The sequence below is a fragment of the Leptolyngbya sp. FACHB-671 genome (assembly GCF_014695745.1).
In the GTDB taxonomy this organism is placed as follows: Bacteria; Cyanobacteriota; Cyanobacteriia; order Elainellales; family Elainellaceae; genus JAAUTN01.
Window position 1 is genome coordinate 45,138 of sequence record NZ_JACJOV010000162.1, and the last position, 19,936, is coordinate 65,073.

At 48.7% G+C, this 19,936-nt stretch carries 19 protein-coding genes; 9 read left to right on the top strand and 10 right to left on the bottom strand.

The window, feature by feature from the left end; translation table 11 throughout:
- Positions 1-44 precede the first annotated feature (44 nt).
- Both H6F93_RS30200 and H6F93_RS30205 read left to right on the top strand, forming a co-directional pair.
- Positions 45-1,763 carry an AarF/UbiB family protein gene (locus H6F93_RS30200; RefSeq protein ID WP_190689234.1) on the top strand — a complete coding sequence of 573 codons (1,719 nt, stop codon included), beginning with the start codon at positions 45-47 and terminating at the stop codon, positions 1,761-1,763.
- 32 nt (positions 1,764-1,795) lie between these two features.
- Positions 1,796-2,176, top strand: a complete 381-nt coding sequence (locus H6F93_RS30205; protein ID WP_190644710.1) for a hypothetical protein — start codon at positions 1,796-1,798, stop codon at positions 2,174-2,176.
- Between the two features lie 83 nt (positions 2,177-2,259).
- Here the strand turns inward: H6F93_RS30205 and H6F93_RS30210 are convergent, their stop codons facing one another.
- Together H6F93_RS30210 and H6F93_RS30215 are read right to left on the bottom strand one after the other, a co-directional pair.
- Positions 2,260-2,943, bottom strand: a complete 684-nt coding sequence (locus H6F93_RS30210) for an ATP-dependent Zn protease (protein ID WP_190689237.1) — start codon at positions 2,941-2,943, stop codon at positions 2,260-2,262.
- Positions 2,944-2,946: 3 nt separating this feature from the next.
- Positions 2,947-3,759: a M15 family metallopeptidase gene (locus H6F93_RS30215; protein WP_347277380.1), complete on the bottom strand. Its 813-nt coding sequence runs from the start codon at positions 3,757-3,759 to the stop codon at positions 2,947-2,949.
- A gap of 94 nt (positions 3,760-3,853) precedes the next feature.
- Here H6F93_RS30215 and H6F93_RS30220 point away from each other — a divergent pair, with 94 nt between their 5' ends.
- A complete protein-coding gene (locus H6F93_RS30220; protein ID WP_190689241.1) occupies positions 3,854-4,891 on the top strand; it encodes an AEC family transporter in 1,038 nt (345 codons plus the stop codon).
- 149 nt (positions 4,892-5,040) lie between these two features.
- Here the strand turns inward: H6F93_RS30220 and H6F93_RS30225 are convergent, their stop codons facing one another.
- Positions 5,041-5,505 carry a cyclic di-GMP-binding domain-containing protein, MshE-related gene (locus H6F93_RS30225; RefSeq protein WP_190689244.1) on the bottom strand — a complete coding sequence of 155 codons (465 nt, stop codon included), beginning with the start codon at positions 5,503-5,505 and terminating at the stop codon, positions 5,041-5,043.
- 623 nt (positions 5,506-6,128) lie between these two features.
- Between H6F93_RS30225 and H6F93_RS30230 the strand changes: the two genes are divergently transcribed.
- On the top strand, positions 6,129-7,826 hold the full coding sequence (locus H6F93_RS30230) for a sensor histidine kinase (protein WP_190689246.1): 1,698 nt from the start codon (positions 6,129-6,131) through the stop codon (positions 7,824-7,826).
- On the opposite strand, the gene H6F93_RS30235 is transcribed toward H6F93_RS30230, so the two are convergent.
- Positions 7,783-8,301 carry a phosphoribosyltransferase gene (locus tag H6F93_RS30235; RefSeq protein WP_190644715.1) on the bottom strand — a complete coding sequence of 173 codons (519 nt, stop codon included), beginning with the start codon at positions 8,299-8,301 and terminating at the stop codon, positions 7,783-7,785. The genes H6F93_RS30230 and H6F93_RS30235 overlap by 44 nt on opposite strands.
- Before the next feature lie 295 nt (positions 8,302-8,596).
- Between H6F93_RS30235 and H6F93_RS30240 the strand changes: the two genes are divergently transcribed.
- The 3 genes from H6F93_RS30240 to H6F93_RS30245 are packed head-to-tail and all read left to right on the top strand — an operon-like array spanning position 8,597 to position 10,881.
- A complete protein-coding gene (locus H6F93_RS30240; protein WP_190689249.1) occupies positions 8,597-10,099 on the top strand; it encodes an MFS transporter in 1,503 nt (500 codons plus the stop codon).
- 1 nt (position 10,100) lies between these two features.
- Positions 10,101-10,163: a DUF6887 family protein gene (locus H6F93_RS36000; RefSeq protein ID WP_524538045.1), complete on the top strand. Its 63-nt coding sequence runs from the start codon at positions 10,101-10,103 to the stop codon at positions 10,161-10,163.
- Positions 10,144-10,881 (top strand): 4'-phosphopantetheinyl transferase family protein, encoded by a 738-nt coding sequence (locus tag H6F93_RS30245; protein ID WP_199314199.1) that lies wholly within the window; start codon positions 10,144-10,146, stop codon positions 10,879-10,881. The genes H6F93_RS36000 and H6F93_RS30245 overlap by 20 nt, the downstream gene beginning before the upstream one ends.
- Before the next feature lie 46 nt (positions 10,882-10,927).
- Here H6F93_RS30245 and H6F93_RS30250 read toward each other — a convergent pair whose 3' ends face one another.
- Entirely contained in the window at positions 10,928-11,524 is a 597-nt protein-coding gene (locus H6F93_RS30250) for a rhomboid family intramembrane serine protease (protein ID WP_190689252.1), read from the bottom strand.
- 266 nt (positions 11,525-11,790) lie between these two features.
- Between H6F93_RS30250 and H6F93_RS30255 the strand changes: the two genes are divergently transcribed.
- Positions 11,791-13,911: a DNA polymerase III subunit gamma/tau gene (locus H6F93_RS30255; RefSeq protein WP_190689255.1), complete on the top strand. Its 2,121-nt coding sequence runs from the start codon at positions 11,791-11,793 to the stop codon at positions 13,909-13,911.
- 155 nt (positions 13,912-14,066) lie between these two features.
- On the opposite strand, the gene H6F93_RS30260 is transcribed toward H6F93_RS30255, so the two are convergent.
- The 4 genes from H6F93_RS30260 to H6F93_RS30275 all read right to left on the bottom strand — a co-directional run bounded on the left by H6F93_RS30260 (position 14,067) and on the right by H6F93_RS30275 (position 16,813).
- Positions 14,067-14,822 carry a metallophosphoesterase family protein gene (locus H6F93_RS30260; RefSeq protein WP_524538041.1) on the bottom strand — a complete coding sequence of 252 codons (756 nt, stop codon included), beginning with the start codon at positions 14,820-14,822 and terminating at the stop codon, positions 14,067-14,069.
- 276 nt (positions 14,823-15,098) lie between these two features.
- Positions 15,099-15,809 carry a DUF1995 family protein gene (locus tag H6F93_RS30265; protein ID WP_190689261.1) on the bottom strand — a complete coding sequence of 237 codons (711 nt, stop codon included), beginning with the start codon at positions 15,807-15,809 and terminating at the stop codon, positions 15,099-15,101.
- A 44-nt stretch (positions 15,810-15,853) separates the two neighbouring features.
- The gene (locus H6F93_RS30270) at positions 15,854-16,366 is read right to left on the bottom strand and encodes a hypothetical protein (RefSeq protein WP_190644721.1); all 513 of its coding nucleotides are present in this window, start codon (positions 16,364-16,366) and stop codon (positions 15,854-15,856) included.
- A 138-nt stretch (positions 16,367-16,504) separates the two neighbouring features.
- On the bottom strand, positions 16,505-16,813 hold the full coding sequence (locus H6F93_RS30275) for an SWEET family sugar transporter (RefSeq protein WP_190644722.1): 309 nt from the start codon (positions 16,811-16,813) through the stop codon (positions 16,505-16,507).
- Between the two features lie 204 nt (positions 16,814-17,017).
- Here H6F93_RS30275 and H6F93_RS30280 point away from each other — a divergent pair, with 204 nt between their 5' ends.
- Entirely contained in the window at positions 17,018-17,806 is a 789-nt protein-coding gene (locus H6F93_RS30280; protein WP_199314205.1) for an ABC transporter permease, read from the top strand.
- Positions 17,807-17,879: 73 nt separating this feature from the next.
- Here H6F93_RS30280 and H6F93_RS30285 read toward each other — a convergent pair whose 3' ends face one another.
- Complete coding sequence (locus H6F93_RS30285; RefSeq protein WP_190689264.1) at positions 17,880-19,736, bottom strand: hypothetical protein; 1,857 nt, start codon at positions 19,734-19,736, stop codon at positions 17,880-17,882.
- Between the last annotated feature and the right edge of the window lie 200 nt (positions 19,737-19,936).

Genomic DNA, 19,936 nt, shown 5'->3' on the forward strand with positions numbered 1-19,936 from the left:
AAAACCTAAATCGCAAATCCCCAGTTTGAGAGGTATAGAGAGGCGTGAGTCAGCATCCATTAAATCGGCTGAGACGCTATGATGCGGGCGCGATCGCCCAACACTATCGCTACCGTCCCTGGAAAACCTGGTGGCGTTCTCTGATGGTTATGTTAGCGTTTGGTGGATTCATCCTGGGACTGAAGTGGGATGAGTGGCAGCACCGAGTTGAGGCAAATAAGTCTAAGCGTGCCGTTCAGCTACGTCAGTTGTTGACCCGATTGGGCCCAACCTTCATCAAAGTTGGTCAGGCGCTCTCCACTCGACCTGACCTTATTCGTAAAGACTTTTTGGAAGAACTGATCAAATTGCAAGATCAGTTACCTCCCTTCCCTACTGCTCAAGCATTTCCCATTGTCGAAACTGAGCTAAACCGTTCTATCAGTGAAATTTTTAGCGAGATTTCGCCAGAACCTATTGCTGCTGCTAGTTTAGGGCAGGTCTATCGAGCTAAGCTGCACAGCGGCGAAGAAGTAGCGGTTAAGGTACAGCGTCCTAACCTGCTGCCAACTCTGACGTTAGATCTGTACCTGATGCGTTGGGCAGCGGGCTGGATTGCTCCCTGGCTGCCTCTAAATTTGGGGCATGACCTGACTCTGATTGTGGATGAGTTTGGTATCAAACTGTTTGAGGAAATTGATTATCTAAACGAGGGACGAAACGCCGAAAAGTTTGCTGCCAACTTTCAGGATGATCCTAACGTCAAGGTTCCTGCCATTTATTGGCGCTACAGCAGCACTCATGTCCTGACACTGGAGTGGATCAACGGCTTTAAGCTCACTGACATGCAGAAAATTCAGGAGTTTGGTCTAGATACAGATACCTTGATTCAAATTGGGGTCACTTCGGGGCTGAGGCAGCTTTTAGAGTTTGGCTTCTTTCATGCTGACCCACATCCTGGCAACCTGTTTGCGATGCCAGATGGTCGGATGGCTTATATCGACTTTGGCATGATGGATCAACTCAGCCAGGAGATGAAAGAAACGCTGGTTGACTCCTTGGTTCATCTCGTCAATAAAGATTACCCCGAACTTGCAGAGGACTTTGTAAAGCTTGGTTTCCTTACACCGCAAACCAACATCTGGGAAATTGTCCCAGCTCTAGAAATGGTCTTGGGTAAGGCAATTGGGGAAAGCGTTGGCAGTTTTAACTTCAAAACTATTACTGATCAGTTTTCTGAACTGATGTATGAATACCCGTTTCGGGTACCTGCTAAGTTTGCGCTGATTATCCGCTCTTTGGTAACTCAGGAAGGTCTGGCGCTTAGCCTTAACCCCAATTTCAAAATTGTTGAGGTTGCCTACCCCTATGTGGCTCGACGGTTACTCACCGGTGAATCGCCTGAACTACGGCGCAGGCTGATTGAGATCTTGTTTAAGAATGGCAAGTTCCAGTGGGAGCGCCTAGAGGATCTGATTGCGATCGCCCGTTCTGACCAAAACTTCGACATATTGCCAACGGCTCAATTAGGTTTACAATACCTGTTGTCTGATGAAGGTCAATTTTTGAGGCGGCAACTTGTCTTGGCATTAGTTGAAGACGATCGCCTGCATACCGACGAAGTACGACGGCTGTGGAATTTGATCAAACCAGACTTTAAGCCCTCGCGTTTATTAAACGCAGCCTTAGGAGCACTGACCGGACTATCCACTGAGGAAGTTGCTCTACTTCCAACCTTTGTGCAGCCTTCTCAGGATTTCAGAACAGGGCAAATCATTAAGTAGACAAACTACTCGCATTTTTAAGGATCTACCCCGTGCCCGTACCCTTATACTATTATTCTCCGCCTTATTTCCTGCTATTTGCCGGTCTTCTGGCTGGAATCGCTTCTGGAATTGCCTTTAAGACGACGCTTGAGCAGGCAGTCCAGGAGTGGTCACGAAATCGCTCGACTCGCACTTTAGCAAATTTACAGGGAATTCAACTGCTTGTGCCCTTTGTCGGAATTGGGATCGGAGCCTGTGTGTTTCTCTCATCGGGGCTGGAGATTTTTGGCTTCCCTACTTGGTTAGCGTATGCGATCGCTCTTCCCCTCACCGCTTTCATCAGCCTTTTGGTGTGGTATCAACTCAGCAGTATTCTTGTACAGCTCGAAAAAGGTGGCTCTAAAGCACTGGACTTAGACCTATTCAACTAAATTGGGTCATTTCTTGAAGCGCGAATGGGGGGCACGCCTAAGCCTTGCCCCCCATTCGCGCAGGAACATCTAGAACGATGCTTTTACTTGATGGCTACTTGCTCAAGTACCTCGTAGCATTTACTCACAGGTTCAGCCTGAGTCATGGCAATCACTAGTTCTTCATAAGCAGAGCGGTGGACTTCTAGTAGCGATCGCGCTTGCAAAGATGCCCAGCGTTCCTTCGTTTCACATTCGCTCAGGGGTCGCTTAAGCTGTGTCCAGAGGATGCGTAGTTTTTGGCGATCGTCAGCGCCTCCCTCGGCATTCCCATAAACTAGCTTCTCAGCTGCCGCTCCTGCCATCCAGACCGTACAATAGCGGTCTACTAACTGAGCAGAAAGTATGCCCTTTTCCAATTCTGCATTGAGTTCCTGGCTGTCAAAACTCACACCACCTAGACCCGGTTGTCCCTGTCGAAAAGCTTCCCAGGCGCTTAAGGTGTAGCCCGTAATTGGAATTCCTAGAAGATGAGCCACCAGAAAATGCCCAGCTTCATGATGAATGACCCGCTCTCGGTGTTGGGGTGAAAAGCGAGCCAGCCAATCTAGCAGCAACGTACCCCCACGCCCCTGCCAACTCAGTGTGTCCAGCGTTGCTGCCCCTAATAGCCCAAAAACAGCGATCGCAGGCACCACGGGTGATAAGTTCACCAGTGGTCCTAGCAAACTTGACATCACCAGGGTAAAAATTGTGATTGCAATTAGATTTAGAGCAGTTTGACTCATCGGTTAGCTTCCCAATCTGGCAGTCGGGGTACGGGCTTTGTAGAAGGTTTCGAGGCTGTCGCGATCGCCCACAAAGCGCCAATGCCAAGGTTCGTAGCTAACCCCTTGAGGATTGTTTTCAGGGAAAGATAGCTCGAAATTGAAGTAAGCAGCGTTTTCCTTGAGCCACTTAAAGGCGGGTGTATTTTCAAAACTGATCTCTAAATCTGTCTCTGGTTGAGAGGAATCTGCTACGTCAACCGCATAACCTGTATGGTGTTCACTGTAACCTGGTGGGGCACTGACCTCAGCCCGCTCGGTTGAAGCCTGCCCTTGTTCAGCCTGGATGCCAAAAAACAGATATTGCTGTTCTTCAACGGTACGAAAACCAGAGATGGTGACCAGGTCAACTCCATCGGCACGAGCTGCATTGCTCATTTCAGTAAACCGCTCTGCCGCCGCTTGCCGCAAACGGATGCTGCCATCTGTGGTGATGGGTGCTAGTTCTGTTTCGGGTGCTTCCTCATAGGGAAGGTGACCCAGCAGCAGATCAGAAGACTGAGTGCCAGCGGGAGCTAGAGCTGCCTGAAGCCCAGCTTGTAGAGGAATAGCTGCACCACCAGTGAGGGACCCAGGGCTGATCGACTGAGTCAGCCAGGCCGCCAGACCACCTGCAATGAGGGCGATCGCAAACCCCATAAATCCCCACCAAAATAGCCGCCAGCCAGAACGAGTCGGCTTAGGCTTAAGAGCAGGAGTTTCGCGCAATGCTTCAGGAATATCATCCCCATGAGCCGATAGCCCTGGAGGCTTTCTGGGCGAACCCGCATTATTCACAGACCAACTCCCATACTTAGAAGTCCTCACATTAGTGATTGTAGAAGCGATTGTAAACTGAGACACCCCCAACCTAATTTAACTTCTGATAAATATGCCGGGTCTGGAAATAAGTCTGTTAAAACTCTATGTTCCCCTAATCGGGTGGATTGGTCTGGGTGTCCTGTTGGGGCACAAACTGCCTAAAGCCGTTCCCCTATTTCTCGGCAAGTTCCTGTTTTGGGTTGGAGTGCCGCTTAGCATTGTATCTTTTCTACGTCAGACAGATTTATCGGAGTCGGTTTGGCTAGCACCCATTGCTGCCTGGACAGCGATGCTGTTAGGAGGAGGACTAGCCTGGATTTGGATACAAGGGCGATCGCACTGGAAACACTGGCAGCAACAGCAAACTCTGCACAGCGGCAGTCAGGCAGATTCTGCACTGAGAAATTTTACACAGAGAAATTCTGCACAGAGCAAGAGGCGATCGCCCCAAGCAAACTGGAGCAAACCTACTCAAGGCAGCTTTTTACTAGCAGCAATGGTAGGCAATACAGGATACTTGGGCTATCCCGTTTCGCTAGCACTAGTTGGACCGCAGTATTTTGCTTGGGCGATTTTCTATGACACCCTCGGCAGTACATTGGGAGCTTATGGGTTAGGGGTTGCGCTAGCAGCCCGATTTGGTATGGGCGGACAGGGGCAACGACTACTGATTGAAGCCCTATTGAAGAACCCTGCTTTATGGAGTTTTTGGTTGGGTTTGGGGTTCCGCACTATTCCATTACCAGAGCTAGCAGAGCAGGCATTAAAGGGCTGCGGTTGGGCGGTCATTGCTCTGTCTTTACTGTTGTTAGGAATGCGACTGAGCCAACTCACCTCATGGCAAAGCGTCAAACCCGCCTCGATCAGCTTGGGCATCAAAATGCTGATTGTCCCCTTAATGGTCGGGTTTGGGCTGTCATACTTTGGGGTAACAGGACCACCTCAATTGGCGATCGTCCTACAAATGTCCATGCCTCCAGCCTTCGCAACTCTAGTGATTGCTGAAGCCTACAATCTTGACCGAGAGTTAACGGTAACAGCATTAGCCGTCGGCTCACTGGGCTTACTGCTAACACTCCCCATCTGGTTATGGCTCTTCTCAAACTGACTCAAACTCAATAGACTCTCTGCATGAGTCCTTTCTTGAAGCATGAATGAAGGCGCGCCTCCATTCGTGCAGAAGGTCTAACAAAAAAGGAAGACAAACAATGCTGCACTCCTTTTCGGATTTTTTAGCTTCATCAAGGATTAAATTACCTATCCGACCCAATTCACATCTCCATCAGAAGTCCCCACTGAGGGTAGAGGCTTAGAGATCGGAAAATCTTTGCGGACAGAAGACTGCCCTTCGGTGGAGCTAGACTGACGACCCGGTACAGAAAGGCGAGGTGGCAAAGAAATTTCATCTCCGGTTGCCTTAGAAGGTTGGTTTGCGCTCAGCCCATCAGTTCTAGATTTTGACTGACCTACCCGTTGCTTAAAGGAATGGCGCTCTGGCACCACAATTTTTTCCATCAGATAGTCAACGGTTTGCTGTTTGACCCAGCCACGCGCGGCCAAAATTTCACCAAACCGCATCCCAGTTACCTTTTGGTCGTTGAGAGCGACTTCGATTTGACCAGCGGTCAACAAACCCGCATCGACTAGATAACTGCCTATTCGCTTCGTACCAGTGAGCGTTGGCACCGTTTTAACCCGGTAACGATCGCTCTTGTCTTGCATGCTCAGCTCCAGAAATCACTGTAAAAGGTGTGAGGAAGGTATCGAAACAGTCAATCGACAGTTCAAGGAGGGTGAAACGTACCAAGCCATCTGTCCTTGTATTTACTGATACTCGTACTTGCTGGATGTTAGAGGGGCATCTCAAGCAATTACGTACTTTAAGTGGTCAAAGGATGCAGATGTCCTAATTACTACAGCGTAATTCCACAGTATATCAACTATTTTATGCAAGCTTCATGAATCCTGTTTATAGGTTGACAAAGAAGACTACGGAGTTGTTCCAGCCATGTTAGAGAATTTCCATAGGCGATCGCTCTCCTTCCTATACTCTTCATGGCTTCTTCATCGTTTTCCTGACATTACTGACTGATTGCTTAACATAGCTGAGCTTTAGAGATTGTCTTGAAATTTCTTTAAAATTTTTGAGAACTCTCAATCCCTTCGACCAGCGAGCAGAAAAGCAGAGGGAATAATAAACAGATACAGCCAGCAACTCTAGAGCTTGAAGCTAGACCGATTCAACCTCGTGTGGAGTGAGACGAGCAGCGGCAAAACCATCACCAAATTGAAAGCTGTTCATTTCCATTCAAAAAGTTCTATCAAACGGATCGACTTTTCTCATCATGTCAAGGCCAAATATGTCGCCTCTTCAGTGGTTTGGTCGTCAGCCTCACACTGTTACCGTTACACCCACGCCTAAAAAACCGAAATTTATTAGCCTGCGAACAAAATTGTTAGTGGGGTGCAGTTTGGCGTTTGCGGCTGTCTGGGCAGGTGTTTTCTATCGGGCCTATAGCCTTGCAACAGAGCAAGCCATCTCCCATATCAAGGATGATTTGGCTAGTACCCTAACGGCTGCGGCTAACCAGGTCAATGGCGACACATTCTTATCTTTGTACCGGGAAGGAAAACGTAGAGAAGATGGCTACAGCAATGACTTACGTTATTGGCAACATGTCAGGTGGTTGGCAACCGTAGAGAGCATTGAACCAAGAGCCTTTACCTACACCTATGTAGCCGCACCAGAACCAGGGGCAATCTTTTTTATCGGTAGCGGCAGTGCCATTAACCATAGGATCGACGGAGCAAAATTCCTTCAGTATTACGACGTTGAAGCAGAGGAAGGGTCAACCGAAGGCTCAATTCTTTACCAGGGGCTATCCAGTCAGACGATCAGCACCGAATCCTTCACCGATCAATGGGGAACCTGGATTTCTGGAGTCGCACCCATTACTAATTTACAAGGTGAAAAGGTTGGCGCTTTGGGAGTTGATTTTCGTTTTGATGAGGTGCGTAAAGTTCAACAAGCAATTCGCCACCAGTTCTTAATCTCCTTCATTCCCACCTATGGCATCATCTTCGTGCTGGTCTACATTTTGTCGGGCGAGTTGACGAAACATTTGACGAAGCTCACTGAATCAGCCGAATTCATCGGTGCAGGAAACTATGAGCAGGGACTGTCCTATTCTCGGCAAAGCCGCTTCCCAGATGAGATGGACATTCTTGCTAAGGTATTTGACCTGATGATTACCAGCATCCGTACCCGTGAGCAGTTAATTCGTGAAGGCAAACTGGTAGAAAATGAAATGCGTCATGCTCTACAGGTGGAGAAAGAACTAAGTGAACTCAAATCTCGCTTTGTCGCGATGGTTTCCCATGAACTGCGAACTCCGTTGACTGTAATCAAAACTTCTACGGAGTTGCTAGAACACTATGGGCAAAAAATAACCGAAGAGAAAAAGCAGCAATATTTTTGCCGAATGCAGACTGCAATTCAGAATATGACGCAGTTGCTTGAGGATGTTTTGGTTGCCAATCAGGCAGAAGCTGGACAGTTGGAGTTCAATCCAATTTCACTGGATCTAGAGCAGTTTTGTCGTGAGATTACAGCAGAGATGCAGCCAGAAGAAGGCAGCAGTCCGGTCATCACATTCACCAGTCAAATGAATGGCGAACCAGCGTGTGTAGACAAAAAGCTTTTACGCTTTATTCTGATCAATCTCCTCTCAAATGCTCTGAAGTACTCTAAAACCGGACAAACCATTGATTTTGAGCTAGTTTGCCACAAGCAGATAGCTACCTTCACGGTGCGCGATCGCGGAATTGGTATCCCTCCTGAAGATCAGCCTCATTTGTTTAAGCTATTTCACCGGGCTGGCAATGTAGAGGCCGTTCAAGGAACAGGACTGGGACTGGCGATCGCTCAGCAGTGTGTGCTCCGCCATCAGGGGGAGATCAGCTTTACCAGCCAGCTTGGGGAAGGCACGACTTTCACAGTTAAGATTCCGCTTCAAAAGACGCAGCCAGTTCTGCTGGGCTAATTTTTTCATACCCCTCAAACGGCTGGTGAATCCAGGGATTGTCAGATAAATAGTCAACGTAGTAGTCAGGAGCAATGACCGAGCATTCTTTGTACCACAACACGGCAGTTCGCACTTCGTCGGTGTAAAACCCGTAGTGGCGATCGAGCCAGGTCAGAGTGCGCTTTAAAGTCACACCTGAATCGACTAAATCATCAACTAGCAGAACGTGGCTGCCTAGATTGGCGGTTGTCATCGTCAAGTCGCGAGAAAAGGTGACTGAGCCTCGTACTTGATTATTGGGACCACCATAGGAGGAAGTTGCCAGAATTGCCAGGGGTTTGTCATAGATGCGAGACAAAACGTCTCCAACTCGTAGTCCACCTTTAGCGAGACAAATAATTTGGTTGAAATTCCAACCGGACTGGTGAATTTTGACCGCGAGTTGCTCAATTTTTTGGTAGTAATCTGCCCAGGAAACGTGAAGGTCTGGCATGACAGGCTCAATTCAGATTGCAAAGATGAGAAGCATCATATAGGAAACTTGTTTAATTTTTGAAAGGTTGTGTCCCCTTCACCGTACAACTTTCAAAAATCAAACTTCAAAATTCCACAAAATCATGACACCCTGAGATGATGGCAAATGGTAACTGTTTTGACACATAACCAGACGCAATACTGGCACTTGTATCAGCGCGCTGTTGCTATACCTCCCCTAACCTGCTGTTATAGGTTTGCCAGAGGAAACGCTTGCCTAAGTTCCCTATCGTTCAGCCTGCCTTAAATTCGACATGACTCAATCTGCACCTGCTGACACTCAACCATCTCAAAAGCTCAACCTTTTCACCAAGCTATCCTACGGCGCTGGAGATATGAGTGGAGGCATCACTGCAAACTTACAGGCCTGGTCGCTGCTGATTTTTCTCACTAATGTTGCTGGGTTAAATCCAGCTTTGGCAGGGCAAGTATTGCTGATCGGCAAAGTGTGGGATGCATTCAACGATCCTGCGGTGGGGGTGTTGAGCGATCGCACCCATTCTCCTCGCTGGGGCCGTCGTCATCCCTGGATGCTGTATGGCACCATTCCAATGGGGTTGAGCTTTTGCCTAATGTGGCTAGTGCCAGATTTTAATATCACACTCAAGTTTTGGTATTACGTCCTGGTTGGCATTCTTTTTAACGCAGCTTACACCGTGGTCAATGTACCTTACTCTGCTCTGACTGCGGAGCTAACTCAGGACTATGACGAGCGCACCAGCTTAAACAGCTTTAGGCTTGCCTTTTCACTGGGTGGTGCAGTCTTAGCCCTGGTTTTGGGCTTCGTGATGGGGGAAGTTTTCTCTAATGCCAGACAACAATATTGGGTCACGGGAATTGTGTGCGCCGTCCTGTCGATCTTGACGCTGTATTGGTGTATTTGGGGCACTATTGGCAGAACGCGGCAAAACATGCAGCAAGCCAGCTTGCAGCCAGAAAACGATGCAGAATCGATGCCGATTCTAGAGCAATTCAAAGTTGCCCTAAGCAATCGTCCTTTTCTCTATGTGATTGGTATTTATCTGTTCTCCTGGCTGGCACTCCAGTTTACGGCTGCAATCATTCCCTACTTTGTTGTGAGCTGGATGGGGCTGGACTCTTATTTTTTGGTAGCAGCGGCCGTCCAGGGAACGGCAATTATCATGCTGTTTGTTTGCAACGCCATTAGCAAGCGGGTTGGTAAGCGATCGCTCTATTTCATGGGCATGGGCTTGTGGATTATTGTTCAGGCAGGTCTATTCTTTGTGCAGCCTGGTCAGGTTGGGCTGATGTATTTACTTTGTTTTGCTGCCAGTTTTGGAGTTGCTACCGCTTATCTAGTGCCTTGGGCGATGTTGCCTGACGTGATCGAGCTAGACGAGTTAGAAACCGGGCAGCGGCGAGAAGGTGTTTTCTACGCGTTTATGACCCTGCTGCAAAAAATTGGACTAGCAGTCGGACTGGCTCTGGTGGGTATCGCACTGGAGCAATCAGGTTTCATCGAAGCCACTCCTGGAGAGCCGCTTCCGGTGCAACCTGAATCTGCGCTGTTGGCCATTCGCGTGGCGATCGGGCCATTGCCTACCGTGTCACTGATTTTAGGCGTGATTTTGGCTTACTTTTATCCAATTACCCGTGAAAAGCACGCTGAAATCCTTCTAAAGTTGCACCAGCGCAAGCAAGCTCGCCAACTCGCAATTGCAGAAGCCGTTTCCGACGAATTGCCTCAGCCTCCACTAGCTAGCGATGAACCGACAGAAGATGAAACCAGACTTTAAGATGAACCTTGCTGAGCTACGGGCTTATCTGCTTTCACATTGTGATGATGAGGCATTCTATTAGCTCTGGTTGGGGTTCTCCCCCGCTTCACCCGGTCCTAGACAAAGATCAGGTTCACCTTTGGCTAACCTGGGTTGATCAGGCGATCGCCCACGTTCCCCAACTTCGACAAATTCTCTCTGCCGACGAGCAAGCAAGAACCGATCGCTTCCACTTTGAGCGCGATCGCCACCGCTTCACCATTAGCCGAGGACGATTGCGGCAAATCTTGAGCCGTTATTTGAATACTTCCGCTGAACAAATTCAGTTTTGCTATGGAATTCACGGAAAACCATCATTAGCAGGTTCTCTTACCAACACCGGACTGCAATTTAACCTGGCGCATTCTGGGGAACTCGTATTGTGCGGAGTAACACGCGATCGCCAAATCGGGGTTGATGTTGAGCAAATTCGCCCGCTGCCCAAAGTTCATCAGCTTGCAGAACGTTGCCTTTCCCCCCAAGAACAAAACTCACTCACCAATTCAAACAGCCCTGAAGAAACTTTTTTGACCTACTGGACTTGTAAAGAGGCTTACCTAAAGGCGATCGGCAGCGGTTTGAGCCAACCTATGGATCAAATCGAATTTGCCCTAACTCCAAGGGTTCAACTGCAGAAAGTTTTAGGCAGTTCTGAAACAGCAAACCTCTGGTCGTTACAGCTACTCGATCTTTCGGCTAGCTACAAAGCAGCCCTTGCGGTAGAAGGGCCGGACTATCAGCTAAGGTGCTGGGAGATCTGATTAAGTTTGCCGGAAAGCAGAGGGGGAGATCGCTCCTGCACCTACCCTACAATTGAGAATCAATTCTTTTATCGTGCGTCAGTCGCCTCAGTCCCATAATCAGTGCAACTCCCGCCAATGCCCCACCAATGTGAGCAATCCGATTAACTCCATCTTGCAGTCCAACCTGCTGCAATTCAGTTACCACCTGCTGAATCACAAACTGCCCCAAAATCAGAACTTCTAGAATTTTGCGCCAGCTCCAGCTCAGCTTAATCAGGACACTGACCACAAACAAGCCAAATACTGCGCCAGAAGCCCCCAAAGAAAGAGTTGCTCCAGGCTGCAACAGCACACTCAACAGGTTTGCACCCAGCCCTGTAACGAGATAGCTTGCAACAACACCTAAAATCCCTTCTTCTTCCTCAACTAGCTTGCCAAAGATGTAGAGAAAAAACAGGTTGCCTGAAAGGTGCGCCCAATTTGCGTGAAGGAACATGGACGTAAAAAACTGATACCAAACAGGGCGAGCATGGTTTAGATAAAGAAACTGGAGCGGTAAAGCCTGATCCAGCACAAACAGGATTAAATTGATCAGAATCAGCGCAAAAACGCCATTATAAAAACGTTCTTGCTTTCGGTCAGGTCGGTTAAGTTCTAACATCTATAGGTTTCGGTTGAGAACAGCAGAGCAGCAATTCTGTCAGGCTCAAGCGTATGCTTGCTTCTATTTTAGGAAGGCTAGAATCCAGGTTTGACTGAGGGCAGGGAGCAAGCAGGGAGAGGAAGGCGATCGCTCCAAAGCTGGCTGCTTGTATCTTAGCGAAGTGAATTAGGGTGGCGTGAATTCACAAAATTGTACGAGAAAATAGTTCATATGTTCGTCTTGGCGATCGCTTACCCTAAAGGATGGGAACTTACAAACGCTCTATGTCCTACGAACCGCTTCATCACAAATATCGTCCGCAGACGTTTGCAGAACTGGTAGGACAGGGGGCGATCGCCACCACGCTTAGCAATGCCCTTCAGCAACAGCGAATTGCCCCTGCATACCTATTTACTGGACCTAGAGGAACGGGAAAAACGTCCAGCGCCCGAATTTTGGCAAAATCACTGAACTGCATCAAAAGTGATGTGCCTACGGCCAAACCCTGTGGCGTGTGTGATGTGTGCCGGGCGATCGCCAGAGGCTCAGCTTTAGATGTGATCGAAATCGACGCAGCTAGCAACACAGGCGTAGACAACATCCGTGAACTGATCGAACGTGCCCAGTTTGCTCCAGTTCAGTGTCGCTTTAAGGTCTACGTCATCGATGAGTGCCACATGCTTAGCACAGCAGCATTTAACGCTTTGCTCAAGACTTTGGAGGAACCGCCCGATCGCGTTGTGTTTGTGTTAGCAACGACCGATCCACAGCGGGTGCTGCCAACCATCATTTCTCGATGTCAGCGGTTCGATTTTCGCCGGATTCCGCTAGAGGCAATGGTGGAGCACTTAGGCGTAATTGCGTCTAAGGAACAGATCAACATCGCTCCTGATGCCGTGCAACTAGTCGCCCAAATCTCTCAAGGCGGACTGCGAGATGCCGAAAGCTTGCTCGATCAGTTGAGCTTACTGGAAGGCGAAATCACAGTTGAGCGGGTTTGGGAACTGGTAGGCGCAGTGCCAGAACGAGATTTACTAGAGCTGGTGCGAGCGATCGCCCAGGATGATCCTGCAAGGCTGCTAGACCAAGCGCGTCACCTGATGGATCGAGGTCGGGAGCCGCTGATCGTGCTGCAAAACCTCGCTAGCTTTTATCGAGATTTGCTGATTGCCAAAACTGCCCCCAATCGTAACGATCTAGTTGCCATTACACCGCCAACTTGGGCTGAGCTACGAGAATTTGTGCAAGATCTGGAGCTCGCGATCATTCTGATGGGGCAGCAGCATCTTCGGGCCGCTGAGGTACAGGTCAAAAACACAACTCAGCCTCGGCTTTGGCTAGAGGTGATTTTGATGGGGCTGTTGCCTTCTGCGATCGCCAGTCAAGCTGCACCCGTCCAGCAGCGGAGTACAGCAGTTCAACCAGTTAACAGGGGGCGATCGCCATCCACAGCCCCTGTCGCTCAAACACCCAATCCTGCCGCTATTCCTACTCCCGTCAAACCCGATCTTGCTAAACCGGAACAAGTTGCAGCGCAGGAAACAGCTGCTCCTTCCCAAGAAACTGGTGAAGCAGTGCAGCAACCTCTGAAGGTTGCTGCCTTACCCGTCGAAGACATTGAACCACTTACAGAAGAAATTTCTGAAGAGCCTGAAACTGACCCGATAGTTTCTCAACCTACCACTAGCTCTACTGAGCAAACAGATCTCAACCAGCTTTGGCAAGAAGTTTTGTCCTACTTGCAGCCGCCCTCAACTCAGATGCTCTTACGCCAACAGGGTAACTTGGTTAGCTTCGATGGTCAGGTTGCCCAGATTGCAATTAGCGCCAAGTGGCATCCGACCGTCAAAGAGAGAGCATCTAGAGTTGAAGCTGCTTTCCAGAAAGCCTGCAATCATCCAGTTGTTGTCAGAATCGATGCTACAGGTTCGCCGCCACCGCAATTGGGTAATACAGACTCCGCGAAAGGAATTTCTTCTGCTTCACACCCCCTCCCCTCAAACCTAGCCAATCATACAGACACAAACCATCCAGCAGCTTTCAGCCCCCCATCCTCAACTCCTGCTCCTGCCAAACCCAGTTTCATCCAGAAGGAGCCTACCAACGGGCAAACTTACCCATCAAAAAATGGACATGTCCAACCGCTCGAACAGCCCTCAAATCTGCCACTAGCAAAATTTTCGGTTGATGCGCCTGATGTCGGACTGTCTCTACCTGCCTGGGAAGCAGAGGATAAAGTGACGGAGGCAGCTAAAAGTCTAGCCAACTTTTTTAATGGGCAAGTTGTTAGCTTAGAGGGCGATATTGAGCTACCTCAAAGCTCCGAAGTTTTCTCGACCGATGGCGATGGAGCCGGAATCAATGAAAACGACCTGGATGCTGAAGACGATGAGCTTCCCTTTTAATACCACTTCCAAAAATTAGAGCTACAGAATGGAAGGGCACCCCGCTAAGCGGGGTGCCCTTCCATTCTGTAGCTTGTTTTTGTAGAAACAGTATAAGAGCATCTTCTAGGGTCAAAAGGCATTACTCTCATTTGCCAGCCAGCACAACATCAGCACTATAGCTGCAACAACTGACGGCGACGAGCAAGAATTTGCTCCGGCTCGATCTGGACAACGGCTTCTGCAAGCGGCAGTGCCCGTTTTGCCCCTTGAAATACGTTCACCTGGTAAACCCGCTGGTTGGTCATATCTACTCCAGTCAACCAACCGCTTTTGGGATGATACGCGCCCGTGTCGATGTCTAACCAGCCTCGCCCCTGCGCTAGCGCACCAGGAGTTACGTTCGGCAACGTAAAGGTAATCGTGTGCCCTGTAACAATCAGCTTGTCTGGAAAGTAGGGTTTTTGAATGCTGTGAAACTCTTCCCGAATCCAGCAGTAGTCCTGCACGGTCTGGTCAACCAGTGGCACGCCCGGATGTACTCCCGCATGAACCAGCCAAACGTCTCCCAAGTCTAGATGGGTTGGCAGTTGACGAATCCAGTCTAAATGTTCAAGCAGTGCTTCGGGTTGCTTGTAGCTAGAGATTGTTGTCTGTCCGCCGCTGTAGAGCCATGCTTGAAGTGCATTGGAACAAACTTTGCCTTGAGGGAAAGAGTCAACCAGAAGCTGTTCATGGTTTCCGAGCAGGCAAGTGTAACCATTTTGCCTGACAAAACTGACCACCTGAGCACTTTTTGGACCTCGGTCAATCAGGTCGCCTAGAAAATAGACTTGGTCTGCTGAGCTTGGAGCGATCGCCTCCAACAGTCTCATCAAGCCATCGTAGTGACCATGTACATCACCAATAAAAATGCGACGACCACTAACCACGCTCAATCAGTCCTTCTACTAAAAACACTAGATAGGATCACGGGGCCAAGTGCCATGAACCCACTCTGAAACCCAGAACCAGCTTCTCAGTGCGACGGCTCTATAAAAAATTACGCGCTTCCGAGAAAATTTCAGGAAATCAGTTTTGATTGTTCACAGTCGTTGTTTTTGCCGGGAAAAAGGAATGCTGGATAAAGCCCCATTTATTCAATTATGCCCAACAGAATCAACAACTATCACGATTGGAGTGTTAAATATGATACCTACACTCAATCTTCATTGGCTTAAAGCTCGTAAAAACTGCTGTAAACCAGACAACAACCCTTTTCGGGCAGTTTGTTGAGCAGTCGGTTGCCCTGTTGCTCTTGCAAAGATTTCATCTAGAGCTTCTCCCACAGGTTTCTGTGGTTCCTCTGCAATTAACTGATATCCTGTATCTTTTTCTATCCAAACTTGCCAGGGATCAGGGAAAGAGCGCAACAGGGCGGCACCCTCTAGGGGTTTGAGGTAGTAGCAAGACTCAAAGGTGCTGAGCAAGCGATCGCGAAGCTGCCGTCCAGCATAGCCAATCCCAATGGTGGCAATGTCTTCCAGACGGGGATTGAGCAAAACAACAGGACGATCCAACGCTGTTTTACACAGTTTTTCGACTTGTGCAATTTCTACAGCGGAAGGTTCTACAAAAACAAATAGCTTGTCTTCTGGCTGAATTTCGGCTTTGATTTCTCCCATTGCCCGAATTGAGTAGGGCTTTTCGCCCCAATCTCGCCGTGCCAGAGCTGCTGATCCGGCGTCTGGGAAAAACACCCTCAGTTGACTGCCCAAATCCTCGAAAGCCGGAATAAATTTCTCGGCAACAGGAAGAATTTTGAGTTCTGGGAAGGCTAGTTCTACCTGAAGCCGGGTACGACCAGCAGCGATCGCCGCTTGGGTCGCTTGCTGCGCCTGAGCGATCGCGTCATCAAGGGTGTTAGGAAGTTCGGACATGGGGGGTGAAGGGGGACTAGGAATTAGGGACTAGGAATTAGGAGTTAGGAAGTGGGATCAACGTAGCCCTGGATGTTTTCGGGATCGAATTGCTTGAGGATGCGAGTAGCCTGGTTAGTGATGTTGGGCGAACCATTGACCACCACTAAATATTTGCCTGCTTTGAGACGATTACGGTAGGGGAGTGCGTCGCCGCTACCAAAAGCGAGTCCTACGCCACCGCCAATAAAATAGCTGCCCATTGCACCTGCGATCGCCCCAAAAACACCACCAATAAGGTGGTTGCCTAGAGAACCCGCCCAGTTGAATAGCTCAATCCCAGTCAGTGAGTTGAAGACAAAGCCTGAAATGAAGCCAAACGGCACTAGCCAGTAAGACATCAGCGTTGCTTGTTTTTGAGCCTGCTGCTTGGGGTCAATTAAGCCATACTCGTCAGCAGTTTTGTAGCCCTTGCCTAAAATGCTGACCTTCTCCATAGGCAATCCTTCTCTTTCAAGGGCGGAGTAGGCTTCTTCTGCCTGAATGCGGTCTGGTAGAACGGCGATCAAATAGTTCATATCTCAAGCACGATAGGAGCTTGTAGCTTTAATAATCAGGATACTAAAGCTTGGCTGCTTGATTTAAGAAAAAACTTGGACTTGGAAGTTTAGCGTCAAACCCAAATTTCTCCTTGGCGTACAAATCATCTGGAGTATTTATGGTTTGACAGTTGTTTTCTTAGCTCGGCTGTATCGCAATTTCAATACCAAGATAATTGAGGACAAGACCAAGGTTACGATATTTGCCAAGATTACGGGCAGATCATGAACGTAAGTTCCGTAAATGAGCCAAAGGACAATGCCGACACAGAGCGTGATCAACATGCTCCAGGAGAGGTCTTCGGCTGATTTTGACTTCCAAGTTTTGATTAACTGGGGCAGATAAGCAATGGTGGTCAAAGCTCCTGCCACGAGTCCCAGAACAGTTGTAAAATCCGTCGTTTCTAGAACTTTTGCAAAATCCATAGGTGGGTTAAAAGAACGATTAGAGGATGGTTGTGAGTATAGAGGTGAGCAGATCAATTGAGAGCTTGCAAACCAATCTATAGTTTGCCTGCGATCTTAAGTCTGCCCGCAATCTTAAATTTTTTGTCGATAGAATCGATTGTAAACACAACTACAGAATTGTGAAAATTCGTCGCAAGGGTGAGAGTGCCCGTAAATATGACTATGTCTATTCAGCAATATATGCGGGTGCTACGGCTATTTTGGGGAGCGGCGATCGCAGCCGAGTTAGAATACCGCCTCAATTTTCTAATTGCTGCACTCACTAGCTTGTTTAGTCTGACGGGCAGCTTGTTTTCACTATTCCTGTTTTACCGAACGGGCTATACCTTTGAAGATTGGTCGTGGGAAGAAGCGCTAATCGTACTGGGTATGTTCACGCTATTGCAAGGGTTTGCGGCAACTTTTTTAGCCCCCAACCTGAATCAGATTGTGCGGCAGGTTCAGGAAGGAACGTTAGATTTTGTGTTGCTCAAGCCAATTAGCTCCCAGTTCTGGCTGTCTACTCGCACGGTTTCCCCTTGGGGATTGCCGGACTTGATTTTTGGCGTGATTCTAATTGGTTATGCGGGCGGGCGTTTAGGGCTTGACGGAAGTAACTATTTGCTAGGCGTAGCCCCAATCCTGCTGGGTTTTCTGAGCCTTTATAGTCTCTGGTTTATGCTGGGTGCAACGAGTATTTGGTTTGTCAAGATTTACAACGTGACCGAGGTGCTGCGTGGGTTGCTGGAGGCGGGCAGATTTCCGATGGTGGCTTATCCAGTTGCCTATCGGGTTTTCTTCACCTTTGTGATTCCGGTTGCTTTCTTGACAACAGTTCCTGCAGAGGCGTTGCTCAACCAGTCCGAGGTGGAGTGGGTATTGGGTGCGGCTGGATTGGCGATCGCCCTCCTCTTTGCCTCACGCCAATTCTGGCGGTTTGCTCTGCGTTTCTACACCAGTGCATCTTCCTGAATTTCTGGACAACCACAAAAGCTTGGGATGCGATTGAATCGCGTCCCAAGAGGGAAACCAATAAGTTTAGGTTTTAGCGGGGAAACGTTGGTAGTTTAACCGCAGCTAAAGATTCAATTTTTTTGGACGTTCGCAAGGGATAGACGATTGGTGACGGCCAGTTTGAATGGGTGGTGAAGGCAGCAGGTACCTTTTGCTCCGATTCACTGGTTTTAAGGTCAGACGTATCGGGTGCAGATATGAACTCTTCAGCAGGCGTTGCTTGGGCAGAGGAGAGCAGCAGTTTGGCTATCGAGATTCCCTGAGCAATTTGTTGCTCTACATCCAGCGATGTCGATTGAGGCTGATTTGAAGGGGTATCTGCGGATGAATCGTTCAGTGGTGGAGCAGGCTGGGGTTCTGAAGATGGGGCGATCGCCTCAAAAGAATCAAAATTGTCCGATACGCTGACCTTCACCACGTCATCCGTTGAAACATCGATCAGGCGAGCCAGGTCTTGCCAAAGTGCATCTTCAGCGTCGCTTGATTGCGACGGTACAGATTCTTCAGAAAAGGTTGGGGTTGTGTGCAACTCGTTCTCAGCCGCTTCTACTGAAATTGGAGCTGAAATTGAGGCTTCTGAGGATGTCGCTGGATAATCTACCTGCTGAATCTCTGAGCGCGTTTGGTCTGCTTGGGGTAATTTTGGCGCTAAGTTAGCAGATCTCGGCTGGGACGCTGCCTCATTCCACCAACCCGCAGATTTTTTCAAATCATAGCTGAGAGGCTGCAAGTTGACAGGGGTAGCAGCGTTACTCGCTGTAGACGGCGGCTCGGTCGGCAATTCAATGGCTGGTTCATCTGATGCAGACGAATCGGGATGAATAATAGAAGCCAAAACTGTGGGAAGGTCTAATGCGGCGGCGGCAAGCGGATGAAACTGGCGGCTATCCTGTGTCTCTACCTGAGACCGTAGAGATATCTGTATCTCATCTAGATTTTCCAGTTCACCTACATTTAGATCGCTTAGATCGCCCAAAAATTGCGGTTGAGCAGACCAGGGCTGAATTCGTTTTGCTTTAGGCAGAAAAGATTGGGGTGTAGAGGAGTCGTGTTTGTCCTCGGAGGGAGCGATCGCCTCCACCGCTTGTTCCTTTACCTCATAGCTAGGAGGCGGCACTTCCAGGCATTTCTCTAGTGCTGCTTTGAACTGGAGCGTGTACTGTTGTTGGCGCTGAAGGCGGGCATGCAAATCACGACAGGCAGTTTCAGACTGGGTCAGTTGATGAGATTGCTCACTATAGCGCTGCTGAGTTAGAGCGCACTCTCGCTCTAATTGAGCCACCCGTTCTTGGCTGCCCTCTAGTTGTTCAGTCAGGGTTTCGATCAAAATTTGCTGACGCTGGTTCGTCTGCTGAGCAAACTCTAAATCTTGAGAAAGTTGGGTGATTTCAGCTTGGGCGGCAATCAGTTCTTGGGTGATTTGGCTAGATGTCTGATGGGCATCAGAGGCTTGAGACGATCTATTTGCTTGGGACTGAGCTTTTTGACTGCGCTCCAGCGATTCTTCTAGCTGTGATACGCGATCGAGCAAAACGTCATTGCATTGGTTTAGCTCTTGAATCAGAGCAATCAGGTCGGCGATCTCAGGCGGTTCGATCGAGTTACCCGCTCCAGTTGACCATAAATGAGCTGCACTGGGAGTTGGAGTTGCCTGAGCGAGCCAATCAAGTGGCGGTACATCATCTGACGAATAGATCGACTGACGCTCAATCGCATCTGCGCTCACGGCATTAGGAAAATCGACTGTTTGCCAGTCTTGCCAATCCTCAACTTGAGTTTCTGCAATCCCATCCGTATTAGTTTGATCTGCATTTGCCGAGTTGTCCCAACTTGAATGAGGTGGTGTTTGTTTTTGGGATGGATCAGATGGAAGATTTGCTTCACTCATAGCTCTAACTCGTGGCTTGGGGTCAAGGAGAATTTGGAGAACGGGTATCGCACCCTAATTCAGGCAGTGCTGCTTAATATTTCAGGGTAAACCAATTAAAACTCGCTGGTGCGATCGCTGAAGCGATATTTTATTGCTTACAATTGCTTGTAATTTTGCTACTTAATCTAAACTGATTTAATCAAGATTCCAATAGTTTT

Coding starts and splice junctions, on each gene's coding strand:
- H6F93_RS30255 (WP_190689255.1), top strand. CDS start 11,791: ATGTCCTACGAACCGCTTCATCACAAATATCGTCCGCAGACGTTTGCA.
- H6F93_RS30220 (WP_190689241.1), top strand. CDS start 3,854: ATGCCGGGTCTGGAAATAAGTCTGTTAAAACTCTATGTTCCCCTAATC.
- H6F93_RS30280 (WP_199314205.1), top strand. CDS start 17,018: ATGTCTATTCAGCAATATATGCGGGTGCTACGGCTATTTTGGGGAGCG.
- H6F93_RS30250 (WP_190689252.1), bottom strand. CDS start 11,524: ATGTTAGAACTTAACCGACCTGACCGAAAGCAAGAACGTTTTTATAAT.
- H6F93_RS30285 (WP_190689264.1), bottom strand. CDS start 19,736: ATGAGTGAAGCAAATCTTCCATCTGATCCATCCCAAAAACAAACACCA.
- H6F93_RS30240 (WP_190689249.1), top strand. CDS start 8,597: ATGACTCAATCTGCACCTGCTGACACTCAACCATCTCAAAAGCTCAAC.
- H6F93_RS30270 (WP_190644721.1), bottom strand. CDS start 16,366: ATGAACTATTTGATCGCCGTTCTACCAGACCGCATTCAGGCAGAAGAA.
- H6F93_RS30225 (WP_190689244.1), bottom strand. CDS start 5,505: ATGCAAGACAAGAGCGATCGTTACCGGGTTAAAACGGTGCCAACGCTC.
- H6F93_RS30235 (WP_190644715.1), bottom strand. CDS start 8,301: ATGCCAGACCTTCACGTTTCCTGGGCAGATTACTACCAAAAAATTGAG.
- H6F93_RS30210 (WP_190689237.1), bottom strand. CDS start 2,943: ATGAGTCAAACTGCTCTAAATCTAATTGCAATCACAATTTTTACCCTG.
- H6F93_RS30245 (WP_199314199.1), top strand. CDS start 10,144: ATGATGAGGCATTCTATTAGCTCTGGTTGGGGTTCTCCCCCGCTTCAC.
- H6F93_RS30230 (WP_190689246.1), top strand. CDS start 6,129: ATGTCAAGGCCAAATATGTCGCCTCTTCAGTGGTTTGGTCGTCAGCCT.
- H6F93_RS30265 (WP_190689261.1), bottom strand. CDS start 15,809: ATGTCCGAACTTCCTAACACCCTTGATGACGCGATCGCTCAGGCGCAG.
- H6F93_RS30275 (WP_190644722.1), bottom strand. CDS start 16,813: ATGGATTTTGCAAAAGTTCTAGAAACGACGGATTTTACAACTGTTCTG.